This window comes from Exiguobacterium sp. R-17, assembly GCF_049913315.1.
Taxonomy (GTDB): Bacteria; Bacillota; Bacilli; order Exiguobacteriales; family Exiguobacteriaceae; genus Exiguobacterium_A.
Map to the genome: position 1 here is coordinate 883,155 of NZ_CP184372.1, position 18,699 is coordinate 901,853.

Here is an 18,699-nt window from a genome sequence, read left to right on the forward strand (position 1 = left end):
CTGCCTACTTTTTTTGTAAAGGGATTCGAAACACGTTTGTAGAATAGGAAAGAAGTGAATAATGACAGAGAGGTGATTGGGAATGCTTGAGCAAATCATTAAAATGAAAGAACAAGGGCTGACAACAAAACAAATCGCAGCTCAATTGGATACGACTGAAGGAAAAATCAAATATGCTTGGACCAAATATCGTAAATCGTTGACAGATCAACCAACTGTAGAAGCACCGAAAGTAAAATCAAAAACTGTCAAACAGACCAAAAAGTCGACTGCACCGGTATTAGATGTCGTACCGTCTGTGCAAGTGATGCCATCGCTCGAACGTGATGCGTTTGGAATGGCGACGCATTATGAAGATGATATTCTCCATGCGATCGTTCAGTCACCGACTGCGTTATATGTCTACTGGGAATTGTCTGAACTGTCGAAACAGTTGTTAGAAACGCATTATCACACGACATTTGATTCGTTCCGTAAAGAGTTACGCATCATTGACGTCACACTCGTTGATTACGAACAAGGACAAGCGAATCGTACGTATCAGTTCGAACTGCCTGAGATGACGAATGCTTGGTTCGTTCGACCAGTTGCCCCGAATACTACATACATCATTGAATGGGGCATTCAAACGATTGATGGAGATTTCGTTCCAGTATTACGTTCGAAACCAGTCGAGACACCACGTGACGAACCAGTCACAGACGGACGCTTCGCCGAAGTCGTGCATCATTGGCAATACGGAGAGGTCGAACAGCCGGAATGGGTCGAGGTATTACGCCCGTATTCTTATTTCGATCGCGTCCGATAATGGAATTAGAGAGAGGGAAAGGAAGAGAAGCTATGCGAAAAGGATATTTTTCACTCGTCTTACATGCACACTTACCATATATCCGTCACGAAGAGGCACATCGTCTAGAAGAACGATGGATGTACGAAGCGATTTCAGAAACTTACATCCCGTTGCTTTGGGAAGTTGATCGTTTGTCACGCCCACTCGGATGGACAGTCAGTATTTCACCGCCGGTCATCGAGATGCTTGCCGATCCATTGATTCAAGACCGCTACATCGAGCATATCGAGGACACATTACGTTTAATTCGTCAGGAACTGGAGCGAGAGCTTGACCAAAAGGAACGAGATGCTCTTTTATTCTATCAAGACCGCTATCAAGATTTATTGAATACGTTCCTTCACTGGGAAAAAGATTTGAACCGGGCATTCCGTCATTACAAAGATCAGGGGTATCTTGATTTGATCACCTGTACGGCGACACACGGGTTCAGTCCACATATGTTGTCCGAACAAGCGGCACGCTCTGAAATTCAGACAGGATTGAACTGTTTCGAACGCCATTATGGATTCCGTCCATCTGGTCTTTGGATGCCGGAATGTGCCTATACGCCAGGACTTGATCGGATTTTATATGAGGAAGGCATTCGCTATACGTTCGTCGATGAACATTCGATTTTAAACGCCGATCCAGCACCAAAACACGGAATCGGAGCACCCGTCTATTCTCCACACGGCGTAGCACTCTTCCCGCGTGATCAAATCATTTCCGGAAAAATCTGGAGTTCTGTCATCGGGTATCCGGGACATCCTGATTATCGTGAGTTTTATCGGGATCTCGCGTATGATCGGGAATGGGATCAAATTGCTGAGTTCATGCATCCGGAAGGCTTACGTTATGATACAGGGTTGAAATTGCATCGTGTAACAGGTGAGACGGATCAAAAAGACTATTACGTACGTGACTGGGCATGGCAACGAACAAGTGAGCATGCAGCAGATTTTGCTCAAGCACTTGGTGAACATTTAGATTCATATCAAGGGCAAGACTTCCCACCATTTCTCGTCACAGCACCATTTGATGCTGAATTGTTTGGTCACTGGTGGTTTGAAGGACCTGATTTCCTTGGTAAAGCGATGGAACGTCTAGAGGATCAGGCGATTGAGTCGATTTCACCAGCTATGTTCCTCGAACGTCACTTCCAAGACATCGATACGGCACATGTCGCGATGGGAACGTGGGGACGAAAAGGCTATGCGGAAGTCTGGATCAACGAGCGCAACGACTGGATGATTCGCCATCTCCACCAGCTCGAAAAGAGACTAGCAGGAATCGTTGCGCGAAATCGTCATCAAGATGCATTGACTGTCAAGGCGAAACGCCAGCTCATTCGAGAATATCTACTTGCTGTCTCAAGCGACTGGCCGTTCATTTTAGACGGACAGACGACAGCACAGTACGCTGCGAACCGGTTCCGTGAGCATATCTTACGTTTTGAAGAAACCGAACGTCGTCTCGATGCACAAGAATTAACGATGGACTGGTTGGAAGGACGTTATCAACAATATCCGTTCTTGCAAGATGAAGACATTGAACCAGATGTTTTCTTAACGGCTCATGACTATTATGTTGCGGTCAAACGCGATGCTGCTTTGAACAAGGATGGTATTCTAATGTTCACTCGGGATTACGAACAATCCCACCGTCCAGTTCGTGATGTAGCTAGACGACTAGCGGCAGCGGGAGAGAACGTCTACGTCGTAACGGAACATCCTGAAGCGTATCGATTCGAGGAGGGTGTGCATGTATACGGGGTACAAGTGACAGGTCTACCGCTTGTTCAGACATACAATCAACTGGCTGCGTTAAATCTAGCCTTCTTGCGTCAGGCGCAAGCCTTGGCGAAGATCGTTGACTTCCAAGTCGTTCATAACTTCAATATGGAAACAGCGTCAGCTGCCCAGGCAATCGCCAAGATGAAAGAGTTGCCACTCGTCAGTAATGTTTATGATGTCGAGAGTGAGCGTTCTCCGGATCGTTCAGGTGGTCTGGTCGTTGCGTTAAAACGACTTGAAGGAGACGCATTGCGTCAATCGGCTGTCGTTTATCTAGAACGGGAAGAATCACGCAACGGGGTGGAACAAGAGTATCACGTTGAAAAGAAACCCCTTCGTTTTGAAGAGAACCTTGAAAAACCATATCAACACGTGACGAATCCGAAAAAGAACGGATGAACAGTTGCAATTCCTTTCCTTTCTTGGTACGATACTTGAGTATGCTTAACCTTATGTAAAGCAAAATCACTTGATACATCGAGAGCTAGATAGGAGGGAATCCCATGCGCGTTAAAATCACATTAGCTTGCACTGAAACTGGTGACCGTACTTATATCACTAAAAAGAACAAGCGTAACAACCCAGAGCGTCTTGAGTTGAAGAAATACAACCCACGTCTCCGTAAACACACACTTCACCGTGAAGTGAAATAATTGAGATGGAAGCCGTCACTTCGTGTGATGGCTTTTTTTGTGGAAAGGAAGACAGTTATGAACAAACAAGAAGTACGCCGTCTGATCAAAGAAAGATTAGATGTGATGGAGAACCGTGCTGAAAAGGAACGGTTAATACACGAACATGTTTTGTTATTGCCTGAATGGCAACAAGCGACTTGTGTCGCAATCACGTTAGCATTTCGAAATGAATGTGATACAAGCATATTGATTAAACAAGCGTGGCAAGAGGACAAGACGGTCTTGATACCGAAAGTAGTCGGAGAAGAGATGGTCTTTTATGAATACAGACCAGAAGATCGATTGCAGCATAATCAGATGGGGATCGCAGAACCAATGGATTCAGCTCGTCGCACTACACTTGATCAAGCGGGATTTTGTCTCGTTCCGGGACGCGCCTATCGACGAGATGGCTATCGCTTAGGGTGGGGAGGCGGTTATTATGATCGTGCACTCGTGACATACACAGGTTGTAAAGTATCCATCGCCTTTTCAGAACAGCTCTTTCCAGATTTTGAAGTGGAAGACTTCGATATCCCAGTTGATCTCATCGTCACGGACCAAGAGGTTATCCGATGTTAAGTGTTACGATTTTATTTTGTCTCATTCTCGCCTGGACTGGACGATATTTTCGCTTGTTGACGACAAGCGGGGCTGTCTTAACAATGCTCGTCGGTAGTGGTGTCTCATTCGGATTCGGCTTGAAAGGTTTAGTGGTGCTCTTACTCTTCTTTGGCAGCTCGAGTCTTTTATCGAAAATTGGGCGTTCTAGAAAAAAATCCGTGGACGCGATCGTCGAAAAAGAGGGTGCACGTGACGGATGGCAAGTACTTGCGAATGGAGGAGTAGCGTTCGTCGCTGCTATAGCCTACGCCATGACGATGAATTTTGCGTATCTCTTGTTATTCCTATTCGTCATCGCGGCATCGAATGCCGATACATGGGCTTCGGAAATCGGTCCACTCTCAAGACGTGATCCATGGTCTCTGAAAACATTACGACGGGTACCAGCAGGAACGAGCGGAGCGATGTCGTTAATCGGAACGTTAGGAACAATTGCTGGAGCTGCGTTCATCGCTTTAGCAGCGCAGTGGATCTTCTCTCTTTCTTTGACAGAGGCCTTACTTGTGACAGGTATCGGTGTCCTTGGAAGTCTGCTCGATACACTATTTGGAGCAATGTGGCAACGCGTGTATCAATGTTCAGTTTGCGGGGAACGTACGGAAAAACGAGAGCATCATGGACAACCGACAGCTTACGTATCGGGTATTTGGTTTCTTGGAAATGATGCGGTAAACGTCATGACGAGTGGTCTAGCGAGTGGAATCGGGTTTATCATCGTCCGATTCTGGTAAGTGAAAAGTATGACAGGGTAATTCCTTATGTTAGGATATCGATGACACAAAATAGACAAATGTGATTAGTTTCACATATTACAAAGAATGTGAAAGATGTTACAATTTATTTGTGAGATAGTTAACAAACTCTTAGAACGAATGAAAGGGTGGACATAACGAGATGGAATTACATGCGAAAGTAACACGGGTGGCGTTAATCGGAGCAGGTGCGGTCGGTTCAAGCTTTGCTTATCAGATGTCAACAGCCGGACTTTGTGAGGAACTTGTCATCATTGACGTCAATAAAGCAAAAGCAGAAGGTGAAGCGATGGACTTGAACCACGGAACCCCGTTTAGTTCTTCACCGATGCGGATCTGGGCTGGAGATTATATGGACTGCCGAGAGGCTGAGGTCGTCGTCATCACGGCGGGAGCTCCTCAAAAACCAGGAGAGACGAGACTCGATCTCGTCGCAAAGAATGCATTGATCATGAAAGAAATGATTCGTCAGATTATGGATTCTGGTTTTGATGGTCTCATCGTCGTGGCTTCCAATCCGGTTGATATCATGGCACATCTGGCTTGGAAATATTCCGGTCTTCCAAAATCACGCGTATTTGGATCAGGAACGGTGCTCGATACAGCACGTCTGCGTCAAATGCTTGGAGAATACTTTCACATCGATTCTCGCAATGCCCATGCCTACATTCTTGGAGAACATGGAGATACGGAATTCGCTGCCTGGAGTAATAGCCGTATTTATGGAAAAACAATTGATGAACTACTTGCTGAGGACGATCGTTATTCTCAAGCAGACCTTGATCAAATCTATATCAACGTTCGGGATGCTGCCTACCATATTATCGAACGTAAAGGAGCAACTTATTATGCGATTGGACTTGGACTTGTTCGAATCGTGCGTGCCATCCTTGGGAACGAGAACTGTTTGTTGACGGTCGGAGCGCATGTAGATGGGCAGTACGGGATTTCCGGCATTCACATCGGAGTACCGGCAATCATCAATCGTCAAGGTGTGCGGGAAATCATTGAAGTCGCGTTGACAGAAGAAGAAATGAAGAAGTTTCATCATTCTGCTGATGTATTGCGTCAGACGCTCGAACCTGTCTTGCAAGGTTAACGGCGCGAAGCATAACGAAAACCTCATAAATAGAGAGTTTAAAAACTCAAATGGTGATCCTGTATCTTAGTGTCCACCTTTGAGTTTTTGTTATGAAAAAAAAGAAGAGGTAAACATCACTACCGTATTTAAATGAAATTAAAAGAGAAAAAAATCTAGGTTTTATTTTACTAGAAAAGGGTTAAGTAAGAGATAGAAGCGTTTTTACGCCATTTGATTGTACGTCATGAAACCCAAAAAAGGAGAGAATCGACAGTCATGTATACTTTTCGAAAATTAACTAAAGAGGATGCAGAACAATACTGGAATCTACGCCTTGAGGGATTAAAGAATCATCCAGATGCGTTCGGTCATTCGTTTGACGATGAACAGCAAACCCCGCTCCGCGAAGTACGAGAAGGTCTAGAAGGAGAACCCGACTCCGATGAGATTTGGCTCGGTATGTTCGACGGCGATGTATTGTTTGGGTTTGGTCAGGTCAAGCCATATGAACTGTCACGTGAATCGCACAAAGCGATGATTTCCGGAGTATATGTTTCGCCTGCATATCGTGGAGGGACCGGTCGTGCTCTAATGGAAGCCTTGATCGACGAGGCGAAGAAGTTACCAGACGTTGAGCAAGTCATTCTTGCCGTATTATCAGGAAATGAAGCAGCGCAAAGTCTTTACGAATCGCTCGGCTTTGAAGTATATGCCGAAGATCCAGACTCTGTAAAATTAGAAGATGGCACATACCGCGATGATATTTGGATGAAAAAATACGTCTAAGTTCATTATATGGTGTGGACAAAAAGCTGTAGCAAAAAAGTGCTACAGCTTTTTCGCGTAATGCATGTAGGATATCAGTACCGACAGAGAATGAATATTTGTTATCATGAAAACAAAGCGGATAGCACGTTGTAGTCCGATTGAAAGGGAGCGAATGAACATGAAAGAAGTCATACGTACGATTGAAGAGCTGGTCTCGATTCCAAGTCCGACAGGTTCGACGAAAGAAGCGATTACATACGTAGAAAAGCGATTGATGGCAGAAGGCATCACGTATCGAAAACTCGAGAAAGGAGCCATCTTAGCGACTTTGCCTGGTGCTTCAACTCGCACGCGGTTACTGACGGCACACGTCGATACATTAGGGGCAATGGTAAAAGAGATTTTACCAACGGGACGACTCAGTTTATCACAATTAGGGGGCTATGCTTGGACAGCGATCGAAGGAGAAAACTGCCTCGTGCATAAGATGGACGGTCAAACAATTTCCGGTACGATTGTTTTCCATCATTCGAGTGTCCATACGTCACGCGAGACGAACAAAACGGAACGGTCCGCTGATAATATCGAAGTCCGACTTGATATTCGTTCGACGACAGCAGAAGAGACGCGCGTCGCGGGGATTGAAGTAGGAGACGTCGTGACGTTTGATCCGCGTTTCCTCTATACGGAAACTGGGTTTGTGAAATCGCGCCATCTCGATGATAAAGCATCGGTTGCTTTGTTGCTCGAATTGATTAAAGAATGGAAAACCATCGACCTGCCACACACGGTCCAGATCCTGATTTCAAATTACGAAGAGGTTGGGTTCGGTGGAAATGCTGGATTCACGGAAGAAGTCGCAGAATATATCGCGGTCGACATGGGTGCGTTAGGAGATGGTCAGCACTCTGACGAATTCACGGTCTCGATCTGTGCAAAAGATGGTTCCGGTCCGTATGACCTAGCGTTACGTCATCAGCTAACACGTCTAGCACAACGCAATAGTATCCCATATAAAGTTGATATCTATCCGTTCTATAGCTCGGACGCTTCGGCAGCAGTGCGTGCGGGACATGATGTTCGACACGGACTATTTGGTCCGGGGATTGAATCGAGCCATTCTTACGAGCGAACACATGAGACGTCATTACAAGCGACCTATGATTTGCTACATGCGTATGTAAAGGAGCCGATGGTCGATGAAGACACTGTATGATGTACAACAGTTACTTAAGACGTACGGAACATTCATCTATCTAGGAGACCGAGCATCCGATATTGCGATGATGATGCTTGAACTCGATGAATTGCAAGAAGCAGGCGTTTTAGAGCAACGTCAGTACGATTCAGCAAAACTCATCTTACGACATGAATTAAAACGTTCACAATCCGATAATGTTTAAGGTTGCGCAACCCTTTGCGCAATGCGAGTGTGTCCGTTAAAATGAACAAGTAGACATTATATGAGCATAGGGGAGACAGAGCAATGAAATGGTTACTCGGCATTGATATCGGTGGAACGACAGTGAAGATGGCAATTTTGGATTTGCAGGGCATCATCGTAGAAAAATGGGAAATTGAGACGGTGATCCTGAATGATGGTGCACAAATTCCGGGAGATATTGCAAAATCATTTTTTGAGAAGTGTCAAGAAAGCAACAAACGACCAGAGGATTTTGTCGGAGCAGGTATTGGTGCGCCAGGATTCATCGACTTTAATACGGGTGTCGTTGAAAAGGCAGTCAACATCGGGTGGCATAATTTTGAACTCGTTGGTGAATTCGAACGGTTGACAGGTTTACCGGCAGTACTTGAAAATGATGCGAACGCAGCAGCGATCGGTGAGATGTGGAAAGGTGCCGGTAGTGGCGCAACAGAATTACTCGCGGTCACACTTGGTACGGGTGTCGGTGGTGGTCTGATCACGAACGGACAAATCGTTCACGGTACGGTCGGAATGGCAGGAGAAATCGGTCATATCACCATGTTGCCTGAAGGTGGCGTCATGTGTGGATGTGGACGTAAAGGATGCCTTGAGACGATTGCTTCAGCAACGGGTATCGCCCGTCTTGGTCTTGAGAAACGTAAAGGACAAGAATCGCTACTGAATGACATTAAAGCAGTGACGGCGAAAGATGTATTTGAAGCGTATGAGAAAGGCGATCGTATCGCAACGGATGTTGTAGAGGAAGTGACGTTCCACCTCGGACTTGCGATTTCAAATCTAGCAAATAGTATCAATCCGGAAATCATCGTCATCGGTGGTGGTGTCTCGAAAGCAGGTGAAACACTGCTTGCACCACTACGTCAGCAATTTGAACGGTTTGCGTTACCCCGTGTCTTTGGATCAACGACGTTCAAGATTGCTGAACTCGGAAACGATGCTGGAGTCATCGGGTGTGCATGGCTTGCTAAGCAAATGTTCTTGAAAAAATGATAATATTCAATTTCAATGAAAGGTTCGCTCCGGCGAATCTTTTTTTTGTTTACAAACGTATAGTAATTGTGTGATTGTTAAGTATCTTCCGGATTCCGGTTGCATTTTTGTAAAACTAAGCGTAAAATTTTCACGTGATATGGGTATATGTACATTATGATGTAAGTTGTGTGAACTGAAAGCAGAAAGCACATGTAAATTAGGAGGCAGGTTTTTATGCAGCAAGACGCAAACATCTGGTCGCGAATGCGCCTAAAGATGGGTCAAGGCGTTCGCAGTACTTATAAAGAGCATAAGCTTTTTTGGATTGCGACCTTATTGATTTGGTTAAAAACGTATTTAGCGTATACACTTTTCTTCAACGTTCCCGTAACGAACTCCGCGCAAGCATTCATTCTACTAATTAATCCAATTAGTTCAGCGCTCTTCATGTTTGGATTTAGCTTCTTCTTCCGAGGAAATGTCCAAAAATGGTTCATCTACGGTACACTGTTCGTCGCAACCATCATTTTATATGCGGACATCATTTTTTTCCGCTTCTTTAATGATTACTTGACGTTGCCAGTATTGTTCCAAACTTCGAATGCAGAGACGGTTTCAGCTTCACTCGCATCGCTTTTAAGTTGGGCTGATTTACTGATCGTCGGCGATTTGATCATCTTACCATTTTTCTTACGGAAAATGGATATGTCCAAAAACGTCGCGTCACGTGGGCGCGCAATTCTTGCATTCGTCGCAGCAGTCGTCGTCTTCCTTGGAAACTTGACGCTTGCTGAGACAGAACGTCCAGAATTATTGACACGTGCCTTTGACCGGGAATTACTCGTTAAGAACATCGGAACATTTAACTTCCATATGTATGACGCACTCATCCAGTCGAAGACATCTGCGCAAAAAGCACTTGCGGATAGCTCTGAGTTATCAGAAGTCCAAAACTTCATCGATTCGAAGCATGCTGCAGCCAATCCGGCGATGTTCGGCAAGTATAAAGGTAAGAACGTCATCGTCATCTCGTTTGAGTCAGCTCAATCATTTGCCGTTGGTTTAAAAGCACCGAACGGTCAAGAAATTACACCGAACTTGAATAAATTGATCAAGGAATCCCATTCATGGGATAACTTCTATCACAACACAGGACAAGGGAAAACGTCAGATGCTGAGTTCATTCTTGAGAATTCGATCTATCCACTTGGTCGTGGATCTGCATTCTTTACGAACGGAGAGAACGAATTCCGTGCAACACCTGAGATGTTGAAAGAAGATGGCTATTACTCAGCTGTTTTCCATGCGAATAACAAGTCATTCTGGAACCGGGACATCGTCTACAACAGTTTCGGCGTAGATCGTTTCTTCTCGGAGACGGATTATGATTTAGGGGATCCAGCAGATTTGACGGAGTGGGGCTTACTCGATGACAAGTTCTTTGAACAGTCACTTCCGATGTTAAAAGATTTACCACGTCCGTTTTATTCGAAATTCATTACGTTAACGAACCACTATCCATTTGAGATGCCAAAACCAGAAGATGAACTCGTACCACCGCTTGAAACGAGTTCTACGACACTGAACCACTACGTTCAGGCGCTAGCGTATCAAGATATGGCACTCGGTAAGTTCATCGAAGGTCTAAAAAAAGATGGTACGTGGGATGATACGATCTTCATGGTATACGGTGACCATTACGGTATTTCAACAAACCATAATGCTGCAATGGCAGAACTCATGAACAAAGATGAGTTGACTCCGTATGATGTTGCGCAACTGCAACGTGTACCGTTCGTCATTCATTTACCGGGTCAAACGAAAGGTGTCAAACACGAAAATGTTGCGAGTCAAATCGATATTAAACCAACATTGCTTCACCTGTTAGGTCATGATTTCAAGAATGAGATCTTGTTCGGTACCGATCTCTTCTCAAAACAACATAAAGACTATGCGTTGTTCCGTGACGGTTCTGTCGTAACAGATAAGACGGTCTACACGCAAGAAACATGTTATGACCGTAAGACAGGAGAAGAAGTGAAGGACGGGGAACAAGCGGAAATGTGTAAACAATCTACGAAACAATCTGAGAAAGAATTAGGACTCTCAGATAAAGTCATCTATGGCGACTTGCTACGTTTCCTTCAAACTTCAAAATAAGTAAGATAATACTGAGAGTAGGTCTACGTTCTAGTAGGTCTACTCTTTTTATAAAATAACAAAAAAGAGAGATGCTCGAGGCACCTCTCTTTTTAGTGTACTCTGATTACGATGGAATACCGCCGTAAATCAATGTCGCAATCCCAAACCAGCCGAATAAGACGACAGTTAGGGCTGCGAATACGAGTGGAAACATTTGGCGTTTCTTAAGTGAACGAACGACGGCCCAAACACCGACGAGTGCGACGAAGAAGAAAAGCCAACCGATTGGTTGATCCAAATGCATGACGTACTCCCCCTTAAACAATCACGTTATGAATTTCACGAAGATTTCACTTAAATCTCACTTTTTAGTTTATCCGACTCTCGGGATAAAGTCGAGAGGGCGTTGCAGGAACTTTCGACAATTTCGTGTATAGTAGGGGAAGAGTCTATTGAAAAGGGGTTTTATAGAATGGAAATCGTCATGATCACTTCCGGTATGGCATCTGAGAATGGCTACTTGTTATTTAAGGACAAGGAGTGTCTCGTCATTGATCCAGGAACAGAAGATATGCGTTTTTTCGATGAAATTGAAAGTCGAGGAGCAACCTTAAAAGGAATCCTTTTGACCCATGCTCACTTTGACCACATTGGTGGTGTGGATATGTTACGACGCTTCACGGAAGCTCCTGTCTACGTTCATGCGGAAGAGGCAGGCTGGCTTGGTAATCCAGAATGGAATGGTTCGGCAAAATTCGGCATGCCGCCGATGCGCATGAAGCCAGCCGATCACCTGTTACAACCAGGACAATTGGCAATCGGTAACTTTTCAATGCATGTACTTGAGACGCCAGGACACTCACCAGGAAGTGTGACGTTCTATTTCAAGGGAGAACGAATCGCATTCGGTGGGGATCTCCTATTCCAACAAGGCGTCGGGCGAACGGATCTTTATGGTGGGAATCAAGACGTATTGATGCGTTCGCTTGATCGACTCATTGCGGAACTACCAGCAGACACGACAGTCTATCCGGGTCACGGTCCAAATACGACGATCCGACAAGAGATGAAAACCAATCCGTTTCTATAAGCAAAAAAACTCGCCATCCAAGAGGATGACGAGTTTTTTTCATTACATCTGGAAGTTCGACCAGTACGTAAAGACGATGAAAAATACAGTTAAGTAAGCTCCAAAGATATAGACATACGTTTTTTCAGTTAAACGCAAGTAACCAAGCGCTGCAAAAAAGACAGTTTGTGCCAAGAAGACGAAGCCCATGACTAAAAATGAATCCGTATGCTCACTTGAGCTTGCATCGCCACCCAATGCGCCGATAAATGCCATGACTGCGATGATACCAGTCCAGAAACCGAGTACGCGGTACATTCTCCCCATTCCTATAACCCCCTAAATCCGACAGATAGTCAATATACGTACTTATTTTACCAAGCAAACAATCATTCGTCTATCCTGTTCTAGTGATTGTTAAGGAATAACTGTGAACAAAAGATGAAGTTTCAAAAAAAGTTGTACAATAGTTGTACAAAAGGTATACAAAGTCAAAATGTCGTGCTATAGTAACTGTAATGAAACCCCACACTTTGAGAGGAGGAGCAAAAATGGCGAATGAGTTAGTCTTTTTCACATATCCAAGTTGTACATCATGTCGTAAAACGAAATCATGGTTAAAAGAGGAACATGTTGATGTAGAGGAACGTCATCTGTTCAGAAATGCTCCAACAGTTGATGAACTCATGGAACTGTTAAAATTATCGACAGACGGGATTGAAAGTTTGCTCGCAACACGCAGTCAAGCCTTCAAAGATCTCGGCATTGATATTGAAGACATGAAACTCAGTGAGTTATTACGCCTCATGAGTGACAATCCGAAGTTGTTACGCCGTCCAATCATCACTGATGGAAAACAACTCGTTATCGGGTATGATAAACCGGGTCTTGAGACATTAGCGAAGCGTAAACATCGGACAATTGCACACGTATCATAAAGAAGCCGGTTTGGTCGGCTTCTTTTTTTTGTGTATTGTTTGCTGTAGGGAGGTGAGTAGAAATGAAGGAATGGACGACACAACTCATGGAACGATTCGAAGCACTCGGTGCAACAGATGTTCATTTCGTTCCGAACGAGACTCGTGTCCGAATCGTTTGTCGAACGAGCGATGGGCTGTGTGAACAAGATGACGTAGAACTGACACGTTACCGGACGCTTGTCAGCCATATTCGCTATGAGGCGAACTTAAAGGAACAAAATGAACGAATTCCGCAAAGTGGCTTGTATCCACATGGGAAAAAGGGAATGCGTGTCTCGTTGTTACCGAGTCGACAAGGGGATGCGATGTCGTGGCGTTTTTATCGTTCGACGGTCTCTCGAGAAACGGCTTTACAAACGTTACATGATCAATTGGACTTCGCATGGTTAGCTGAACAACGACATGGGTGTATCGTCATTTCCGGATCCACAGGTGCAGGAAAGACGACGATGTTATATTCCTTGATGAGTGCAATGGAAGAAAAACGAATCATCTCGATTGAAGATCCGGTGGAATGTACGGTACCAAACGTCTTACAACTGGAACTAAATGAAAAAGCAGGCTTCACTGCTACGCGATGTTTTGAGGAAATACTGCGAGCGGATCCAGATTGGATTGCTTTTGGTGAGGTGCGGACAAGGGAGGCAGCACGTTTGACGATGAATGCCGCTCTTAGTGGTCACGTCGTGTTGTTTACGCTACACGCTGGAAGTATTGATGAAGCGCGATTACGATTGCGCAGTTTAGGTATCGAAGAGTCAGAGCTAGCTGTCTGTCAACGCATCATTCATCTCGAGCGAAAAGGAGAGGATGTCCGCTGTACCGTCAGAAACTTACAAGCCGCGATCAAAGTCGGTTCTTAAAACGATATCATCGCTTGTTATCAAAAGGTATTTCCGCGAAAGAGACGCTACTCATTTTAAAACGATTCGAGCGTCATCCGTTCTCGGAAGTGGTCGGAGAAATGGAGCAACGTCTTGAAAAAGGAGACTCCCTTGCAGCATCCCTTGAACCGCTTGCGTTAACGAATACCTTAAAACGACTTCTTTTTGTTGGAGAAAGGACAGAGCGACCGTTGCTTGTTCTTCGCCAAATCGTGAAACTGCTCGACCTCGAAACAGAAATGCGATCGAAGTTTTGGAAGATGATCCGATATCCGCTTGTTCTAGCGACCAGTCTATTCCTGCTGTTCTTCTTTTACGCCCTCTACGTATTTCCATCTCTCCTCGAGATGTCGGACCCGAAAACTCTCCCCTCATTTCTTCATCTTCTTCTTCACCCCTCTGCGAAATATATGCTCGCAAGTATTCCCGTTATTTTGTTAACCTCCGGTTACCTCTTCTTTCGCTTCTTTCCATTAAACCGTATTTTACGACTGAAACCGTTACAGCGTTTGATTCGTCTCTACTACAGCTATTTATTCACGATCGAAGTAGGATCGTTTATCGATGCTGGCTTTTCGCTCGAAGAGACCTTTCGTCATCTAGAGCAAGGACAAGCGAATAAAAAAGGTCATTTGTACGCTCGTTTGCATGCTAAACAACAGTCGGGGGAACCACTTGCAGAAGCGCTTGGCGAAGATGAGATCATCGAAGCCGAGACGATTGGAATCGTCCATTTAGCGCGAGAAAGTGGAGATCTTGGTCCGTTGTTGCTTGAACAAGCGACGCTCTTGCATGAGTCGATGGAAGAGGAGTTAGAGAAAAAGTTGTTATGGATCGAGCCGATTTTGTACGGGGGATTAACGATCATGACAGGAACGTTGTTTCTCATCTTATATTATCCGATTCAGCTAGCGATACAGCAGCTTCCATTTTAAACAGAGGAGACGATACGATGAAACAATTCTTAAAACGACAGGACGGATTCACTTTACTGGAGATGGCAGCCGTCTTATTAATCATTTCGTTGTTACTGCTCGTTTTGATTCCAACGATGACAAGTGGAAAGGATCAGGCGAAAGGTGTGAGTTGTGAGGCGAACATTCGAGTCATTCGTTCGGAGGTCAATCTCTATTATGCGAAAGAGAAAAAATACCCGGAATCGCTTCAGACGATCAATCGGGGAACCGCCGATAAACCGAATGCCCTCGTCTGTGATCAGGAGACGTATACGTATGATCCGAAGACTGGCGAACTTACGAAGTGAACAAGGATTTACCTTATTTGAGATGACGGCGGTACTGACAATCATTGCTTGTTTACTTGTTTTGTTGTTGCCGGCACTATTTGAAAAACGACCGGACTGGATTCCGCTTGAACAAGAGGTTCGTCTAATGGAACAAGATATTCAGACGCTTCGGCTCATGCAGTACTCGAAACAAGATCAAGCATTGATGCAGTTTCGATTTCGAGGAGACGGAACAGGATACCTTGTACTTGCGGATGACCGGCTGTTATGGCAACGAACGTTCCAGAATGGGCATACATGTGCCGTCCCCCCGTCAAACCGCATCATCTACTTTAAGAGCTATCACTCGATTTATGCAGCGACGTGGTCTTGCCGTTCGGCAACAGCCGAGTATGAAATTAAATTCTTACTTGGGAACTATCAAATGGCAATCCGTAAAGTGAGGTGAGAAGTATGCAGGACAAACGACAAGCGGGTTTCTCTTTGCTCGAAGTGATTCTCTCTATCGTTGCGATGGGTGTCTTCATGATGCTAGCGATCGATCCTTATCTCGATTTACGAACGAAACAAATCAAATGGGAACAAGAGACGAAACAGCTTGAGCAGATGGCGACGGATCAAGTTGAAAACCGAACAGTGTCCTATGTTCTGAAGCAAGGAGCGTGGTGCAATGAAACGACATGTCTTGCGAGCAGAATCCGGAATGACCCTCCTCGAACTATCGTTCGTCCTGTGGATCAGTCCGTTGCTCCTGTTGGCGATTTTGACGCTGACACCACTCGTTCGCCCACCAGAAGTCAATCGAATGAATGAGGAACTGTTCTTTCATACCGTAGAACGGCTTATGTGGCGGAGTACGATGTGTGAACGCGTTGGAGATGAGATTCGCGGAATGGACGTTAATCCGGGAGAGATGGCTGAGAAATGGCGTCTCGTCCGTGTGCAGGATCAACTACGCCTCAAGAAAGAACAAGGAGGTGAACTGACATACGCTCGCGATGTCAAACAATACACAGTGACAAGCACTGCCGAGATCCTCTCAATTCAGTTGAACGACAGCAAACGTTCCTTCCGATGCGTCAAGACGGATTCATCTTGATTCAGACCTTAATGTTGCTTCTAGGCATGGGAGTCGTGCTCTTAATCGCTTGTCAGCAAATTGACGAAGAAATGCGCCATCATCAGTTGGAACAAGAAGCACTACAACTCGAATCTCTCATCCGCGCGGCAAAAGCAGATTGTACGAAGGATGAGACCCTACGCTATCCAATCGGGCAAGTCAGCTGTACAGTGACCGATAAAGGCTTTAAAATGGAAGCGAGATTAGATAATGGTCAAAGAATCGAGGCGGTCGTTACACATGAGTAAGGTTTATTTGATTGGCTTTATGGGAACTGGTAAATCAGCCGTCGGACATCGATTACGTGGACGCTACACGGTCGACGAATTGGATGAACACTTCGAACAGAAACATGGACAAACGATTCCTTCTTTTTTTGCTGAGCATGGCGAAGCAGGGTTTCGTACACACGAGAGCGAATTGTTAAGGAACAGCAACGCGGAAGTAGTCGTCACGGGTGGTGGAATCGTCGAACGAGAAGAGAACCGACTGTTCATGAAAAAGGCAGGGACAGTCATTTGGATTGATACGCCTTTTGATGTCATCTGGAAACGGATTGCTTCTGACTCGAATCGTCCACTCGTGACAGAACGGGAACAGGTGAAGCATTTATTCGATCGTCGCTATTCTTTGTATGCTGGAGTTGCCACTGTTCGCATTGAAGGAACGACATCAATCGAAGGGTTGGTTCATGCGATTGAAACTGTATTGGAGGAAAAGTCATGATTTGGATTACGTTAGGTATTATTTTATTGTCCATCGTAGGACTTGTGTTGTTCGGATTCATTCTTTACAAAAAGAAGCTATCTCAGGATATTCAACAATTGAAGCAATTGATGGAGCGCTTTACGATTCGTCAGAAAACCTTGCAGACGAACATCGATCATACAACGCACCGAATCGATCAAATCAAAGGGAACATCAACCGGATCACCGAAGAAGGAAATCGTGTGAAGCAGGGAACAAGCCAATTAGTGACGGAAGGGCGACGACTTCAAGAAGAAATCAAGCGAACTGCCGGAATCAATCAATTTTGAAATGGCTTTCATGGGAAGAATATGAAACAATAGGAGAGAAGGGACAGGGTCCTTTCTCTCTTTTTCATGTGTTCCTTTTTCCGAATAATACTAGATAATTATGATTTAAATTGGTAAGATAAATTTGAAAATGGAACATTAATGAGAAGAGAGAGTGAAAACGTTCGTTAATAGGGGGATTTGTATGAGTCAGACGACATTGAAAAGAACACCATTATTCGAAACGGTTTCGAAAACCGGTAAGATGGTGGATTTTGCGGGATTTGAAATGCCAGTTTTGTTTTCCTCGATTAAAGAAGAACACGTTGCAGTAAGAGAGAATGTCGGTATGTTCGATGTCTCGCACATGGGTGAACTGTTCGTCAGCGGACCGGATGCTCTGACATTTTTACAAGCCACGTTATCAAATGATATTTCAAAGATTGCGGTGGGGCAAGCGCAATATAACGTCTTATGCCAAGAAGACGGTGGAACAGTGGATGATTTACTCGTCTATCGTTTAGCAGAAACGGATTATCTTCTCGTTGTCAATGCTTCGAACATTGAAAAAGACGAACAACATTTACGTCACTATCTAACAGGGGACGTCACGCTTGAGAATCAATCGGAACAATATGGTCAAATTGCTGTCCAAGGACCACGTGCGGAAGCCATCCTTTCCGGCATGACACCACTTGTCTTATCAGAGATCGGATTTTTCAAGTTCCAACGGGGGACGGTTGCGGGAGTGGAAATGATCGTCTCACGCAGTGGGTACACAGGGGAAGATGGATTCGAGCTTTACATGGCAGCTAGTGACGCATCTGCTGTCTGGCAAGCATTGCTTGAGCAAGGTGTCGTACCATGCGGGCTCGGGGCACGTGACACATTACGTTTTGAGGCATGTCTGCCACTTTACGGACATGAATTATCAGCAACGATTTCACCCATCGAAGCGGGAATGGGCTTTGCGGTCAAACCACAAGTCAAACCGTTCGTCGGTTCGGAAGTCTTGTTACAACAGAAAGAACAAGGAGCACCGCGGCGCTTGATCGGTCTTGAATTACTCGATAAAGGGATTGCGCGTCAAGATGCACCGGTTTGGCATGACGGGGAAGTCGTTGGTGTGGTGACGACAGGTACGTTGCCGCCGACAGTCGGAAAAGCGATTGCTTGGGCACTCGTTCCTGCAGAAGTAGCGGAACAAGAACAATTTGAAGTAGAAGTACGCGGAAAACGTCTAGCAGCGAAACGAACAGCGACACCGTTTTATCGTCGCACGAAATAAGGGGGATATTT

24 protein-coding genes and 1 pseudogene are annotated in these 18,699 nt (G+C 45.0%); 23 read left to right on the forward strand and 2 right to left on the reverse strand.

Annotated elements, in window-relative coordinates:
• Positions 1–82: 82 nt before the first annotated feature.
• The 11 genes from ACN9MT_RS04545 to ACN9MT_RS04595 all read left to right on the forward strand — a co-directional run bounded on the left by ACN9MT_RS04545 (position 83) and on the right by ACN9MT_RS04595 (position 11,103).
• Positions 83–808: a DUF4912 domain-containing protein gene (locus ACN9MT_RS04545; RefSeq protein ID WP_290748879.1), complete on the forward strand. Its 726-nt coding sequence runs from the start codon at positions 83–85 to the stop codon at positions 806–808.
• Positions 809–840: 32 nt separating this feature from the next.
• Entirely contained in the window at positions 841–3,024 is a 2,184-nt protein-coding gene (locus ACN9MT_RS04550; RefSeq protein WP_426272854.1) for a 1,4-alpha-glucan branching protein domain-containing protein, read from the forward strand.
• 104 nt (positions 3,025–3,128) lie between these two features.
• Positions 3,129–3,278, forward strand: a complete 150-nt coding sequence (gene rpmG / locus ACN9MT_RS04555; RefSeq protein WP_012369771.1) for a 50S ribosomal protein L33 — start codon at positions 3,129–3,131, stop codon at positions 3,276–3,278.
• Between the two features lie 57 nt (positions 3,279–3,335).
• Positions 3,336–3,881, forward strand: coding sequence for a 5-formyltetrahydrofolate cyclo-ligase (locus tag ACN9MT_RS04560; RefSeq protein WP_426272855.1), 546 nt, complete (start codon positions 3,336–3,338; stop codon positions 3,879–3,881).
• A complete protein-coding gene (locus ACN9MT_RS04565; RefSeq protein WP_426272856.1) occupies positions 3,875–4,654 on the forward strand; it encodes a DUF92 domain-containing protein in 780 nt (259 codons plus the stop codon). The genes ACN9MT_RS04560 and ACN9MT_RS04565 overlap by 7 nt, the downstream gene beginning before the upstream one ends.
• Positions 4,655–4,817: 163 nt before the next feature.
• Complete coding sequence (locus ACN9MT_RS04570; protein ID WP_426272857.1) at positions 4,818–5,774, forward strand: L-lactate dehydrogenase; 957 nt, start codon at positions 4,818–4,820, stop codon at positions 5,772–5,774.
• A gap of 258 nt (positions 5,775–6,032) precedes the next feature.
• Positions 6,033–6,542, forward strand: a complete 510-nt coding sequence (locus tag ACN9MT_RS04575) for a GNAT family N-acetyltransferase (protein ID WP_035409143.1) — start codon at positions 6,033–6,035, stop codon at positions 6,540–6,542.
• A 160-nt stretch (positions 6,543–6,702) separates the two neighbouring features.
• Positions 6,703–7,740: a M42 family metallopeptidase gene (locus tag ACN9MT_RS04580; RefSeq protein ID WP_308101176.1), complete on the forward strand. Its 1,038-nt coding sequence runs from the start codon at positions 6,703–6,705 to the stop codon at positions 7,738–7,740.
• Positions 7,724–7,927, forward strand: coding sequence for a YqgQ family protein (locus ACN9MT_RS04585; protein WP_035409139.1), 204 nt, complete (start codon positions 7,724–7,726; stop codon positions 7,925–7,927). The genes ACN9MT_RS04580 and ACN9MT_RS04585 overlap by 17 nt, the downstream gene beginning before the upstream one ends.
• A gap of 83 nt (positions 7,928–8,010) precedes the next feature.
• Positions 8,011–8,961, forward strand: coding sequence for an ROK family glucokinase (locus tag ACN9MT_RS04590; protein WP_035409137.1), 951 nt, complete (start codon positions 8,011–8,013; stop codon positions 8,959–8,961).
• A gap of 216 nt (positions 8,962–9,177) precedes the next feature.
• Positions 9,178–11,103, forward strand: coding sequence for an LTA synthase family protein (locus ACN9MT_RS04595; protein ID WP_035409136.1), 1,926 nt, complete (start codon positions 9,178–9,180; stop codon positions 11,101–11,103).
• 106 nt (positions 11,104–11,209) lie between these two features.
• Here the strand turns inward: ACN9MT_RS04595 and ACN9MT_RS04600 are convergent, their stop codons facing one another.
• Entirely contained in the window at positions 11,210–11,389 is a 180-nt protein-coding gene (locus ACN9MT_RS04600; RefSeq protein ID WP_035409134.1) for a DUF2759 domain-containing protein, read from the reverse strand.
• 168 nt (positions 11,390–11,557) lie between these two features.
• On the opposite strand from ACN9MT_RS04600, the gene ACN9MT_RS04605 reads away from it, so the two are divergent.
• Entirely contained in the window at positions 11,558–12,175 is a 618-nt protein-coding gene (locus ACN9MT_RS04605) for an MBL fold metallo-hydrolase (RefSeq protein ID WP_035409132.1), read from the forward strand.
• Between the two features lie 42 nt (positions 12,176–12,217).
• Here ACN9MT_RS04605 and ACN9MT_RS04610 read toward each other — a convergent pair whose 3' ends face one another.
• Positions 12,218–12,481: a DUF2626 family protein gene (locus ACN9MT_RS04610; protein ID WP_023467555.1), complete on the reverse strand. Its 264-nt coding sequence runs from the start codon at positions 12,479–12,481 to the stop codon at positions 12,218–12,220.
• Between the two features lie 224 nt (positions 12,482–12,705).
• On the opposite strand from ACN9MT_RS04610, the gene ACN9MT_RS04615 reads away from it, so the two are divergent.
• The 11 genes and pseudogenes from ACN9MT_RS04615 to gcvT all read left to right on the forward strand — a co-directional run bounded on the left by ACN9MT_RS04615 (position 12,706) and on the right by gcvT (position 18,688).
• Positions 12,706–13,092, forward strand: a complete 387-nt coding sequence (locus ACN9MT_RS04615; RefSeq protein WP_035409130.1) for a Spx/MgsR family RNA polymerase-binding regulatory protein — start codon at positions 12,706–12,708, stop codon at positions 13,090–13,092.
• 62 nt (positions 13,093–13,154) lie between these two features.
• Entirely contained in the window at positions 13,155–13,997 is an 843-nt protein-coding gene (locus ACN9MT_RS04620) for an ATPase, T2SS/T4P/T4SS family (RefSeq protein WP_056060197.1), read from the forward strand.
• A gap of 14 nt (positions 13,998–14,011) precedes the next feature.
• Positions 14,012–14,953: a type II secretion system F family protein gene (locus ACN9MT_RS04625; protein WP_426272858.1), complete on the forward strand. Its 942-nt coding sequence runs from the start codon at positions 14,012–14,014 to the stop codon at positions 14,951–14,953.
• 17 nt (positions 14,954–14,970) lie between these two features.
• A complete protein-coding gene (locus ACN9MT_RS04630; protein ID WP_023467559.1) occupies positions 14,971–15,282 on the forward strand; it encodes a competence type IV pilus major pilin ComGC in 312 nt (103 codons plus the stop codon).
• Positions 15,251–15,712 carry a prepilin-type N-terminal cleavage/methylation domain-containing protein gene (locus ACN9MT_RS04635; RefSeq protein ID WP_035409128.1) on the forward strand — a complete coding sequence of 154 codons (462 nt, stop codon included), beginning with the start codon at positions 15,251–15,253 and terminating at the stop codon, positions 15,710–15,712. Before ACN9MT_RS04630 ends, ACN9MT_RS04635 begins: the two co-directional genes overlap by 32 nt.
• A gap of 5 nt (positions 15,713–15,717) precedes the next feature.
• Positions 15,718–15,795, forward strand: a pseudogene (locus tag ACN9MT_RS04640) (prepilin-type N-terminal cleavage/methylation domain-containing protein); the annotation flags it as partial.
• Between the two features lie 139 nt (positions 15,796–15,934).
• A complete protein-coding gene (locus tag ACN9MT_RS04645; RefSeq protein WP_290773380.1) occupies positions 15,935–16,363 on the forward strand; it encodes a hypothetical protein in 429 nt (142 codons plus the stop codon).
• Positions 16,360–16,632, forward strand: a complete 273-nt coding sequence (locus tag ACN9MT_RS04650; protein ID WP_426272859.1) for a hypothetical protein — start codon at positions 16,360–16,362, stop codon at positions 16,630–16,632. The genes ACN9MT_RS04645 and ACN9MT_RS04650 overlap by 4 nt, the downstream gene beginning before the upstream one ends.
• Complete coding sequence (locus ACN9MT_RS04655; protein WP_056060203.1) at positions 16,625–17,110, forward strand: shikimate kinase; 486 nt, start codon at positions 16,625–16,627, stop codon at positions 17,108–17,110. Before ACN9MT_RS04650 ends, ACN9MT_RS04655 begins: the two co-directional genes overlap by 8 nt.
• Positions 17,107–17,421: a hypothetical protein gene (locus ACN9MT_RS04660; RefSeq protein WP_056060206.1), complete on the forward strand. Its 315-nt coding sequence runs from the start codon at positions 17,107–17,109 to the stop codon at positions 17,419–17,421. The genes ACN9MT_RS04655 and ACN9MT_RS04660 overlap by 4 nt, the downstream gene beginning before the upstream one ends.
• Positions 17,422–17,605: 184 nt before the next feature.
• Positions 17,606–18,688: a glycine cleavage system aminomethyltransferase GcvT gene (gene gcvT / locus ACN9MT_RS04665; RefSeq protein ID WP_426272860.1), complete on the forward strand. Its 1,083-nt coding sequence runs from the start codon at positions 17,606–17,608 to the stop codon at positions 18,686–18,688.
• Positions 18,689–18,699 lie beyond the last annotated feature (11 nt).

What these genes read in the sequence shown, in the direction of transcription:
- ACN9MT_RS04545 (WP_290748879.1), top strand. Translation starts at nt 83, where the DNA reads ATGCTTGAGCAAATCATTAAAATGAAAGAACAAGGGCTGACAACAAAA.
- ACN9MT_RS04550 (WP_426272854.1), top strand. Translation starts at nt 841, where the DNA reads ATGCGAAAAGGATATTTTTCACTCGTCTTACATGCACACTTACCATAT.
- rpmG (WP_012369771.1), top strand. Translation starts at nt 3,129, where the DNA reads ATGCGCGTTAAAATCACATTAGCTTGCACTGAAACTGGTGACCGTACT.
- ACN9MT_RS04560 (WP_426272855.1), top strand. Translation starts at nt 3,336, where the DNA reads ATGAACAAACAAGAAGTACGCCGTCTGATCAAAGAAAGATTAGATGTG.
- ACN9MT_RS04565 (WP_426272856.1), top strand. Translation starts at nt 3,875, where the DNA reads ATGTTAAGTGTTACGATTTTATTTTGTCTCATTCTCGCCTGGACTGGA.
- ACN9MT_RS04570 (WP_426272857.1), top strand. Translation starts at nt 4,818, where the DNA reads ATGGAATTACATGCGAAAGTAACACGGGTGGCGTTAATCGGAGCAGGT.
- ACN9MT_RS04575 (WP_035409143.1), top strand. Translation starts at nt 6,033, where the DNA reads ATGTATACTTTTCGAAAATTAACTAAAGAGGATGCAGAACAATACTGG.
- ACN9MT_RS04580 (WP_308101176.1), top strand. Translation starts at nt 6,703, where the DNA reads ATGAAAGAAGTCATACGTACGATTGAAGAGCTGGTCTCGATTCCAAGT.
- ACN9MT_RS04585 (WP_035409139.1), top strand. Translation starts at nt 7,724, where the DNA reads ATGAAGACACTGTATGATGTACAACAGTTACTTAAGACGTACGGAACA.
- ACN9MT_RS04590 (WP_035409137.1), top strand. Translation starts at nt 8,011, where the DNA reads ATGAAATGGTTACTCGGCATTGATATCGGTGGAACGACAGTGAAGATG.
- ACN9MT_RS04595 (WP_035409136.1), top strand. Translation starts at nt 9,178, where the DNA reads ATGCAGCAAGACGCAAACATCTGGTCGCGAATGCGCCTAAAGATGGGT.
- ACN9MT_RS04600 (WP_035409134.1), bottom strand. Translation starts at nt 11,389, where the DNA reads ATGCATTTGGATCAACCAATCGGTTGGCTTTTCTTCTTCGTCGCACTC.
- ACN9MT_RS04605 (WP_035409132.1), top strand. Translation starts at nt 11,558, where the DNA reads ATGGAAATCGTCATGATCACTTCCGGTATGGCATCTGAGAATGGCTAC.
- ACN9MT_RS04610 (WP_023467555.1), bottom strand. Translation starts at nt 12,481, where the DNA reads ATGGGGAGAATGTACCGCGTACTCGGTTTCTGGACTGGTATCATCGCA.
- ACN9MT_RS04615 (WP_035409130.1), top strand. Translation starts at nt 12,706, where the DNA reads ATGGCGAATGAGTTAGTCTTTTTCACATATCCAAGTTGTACATCATGT.
- ACN9MT_RS04620 (WP_056060197.1), top strand. Translation starts at nt 13,155, where the DNA reads ATGAAGGAATGGACGACACAACTCATGGAACGATTCGAAGCACTCGGT.
- ACN9MT_RS04630 (WP_023467559.1), top strand. Translation starts at nt 14,971, where the DNA reads ATGAAACAATTCTTAAAACGACAGGACGGATTCACTTTACTGGAGATG.
- ACN9MT_RS04635 (WP_035409128.1), top strand. Translation starts at nt 15,251, where the DNA reads ATGATCCGAAGACTGGCGAACTTACGAAGTGAACAAGGATTTACCTTA.
- ACN9MT_RS04645 (WP_290773380.1), top strand. Translation starts at nt 15,935, where the DNA reads ATGAAACGACATGTCTTGCGAGCAGAATCCGGAATGACCCTCCTCGAA.
- ACN9MT_RS04655 (WP_056060203.1), top strand. Translation starts at nt 16,625, where the DNA reads ATGAGTAAGGTTTATTTGATTGGCTTTATGGGAACTGGTAAATCAGCC.
- ACN9MT_RS04660 (WP_056060206.1), top strand. Translation starts at nt 17,107, where the DNA reads ATGATTTGGATTACGTTAGGTATTATTTTATTGTCCATCGTAGGACTT.
- gcvT (WP_426272860.1), top strand. Translation starts at nt 17,606, where the DNA reads ATGAGTCAGACGACATTGAAAAGAACACCATTATTCGAAACGGTTTCG.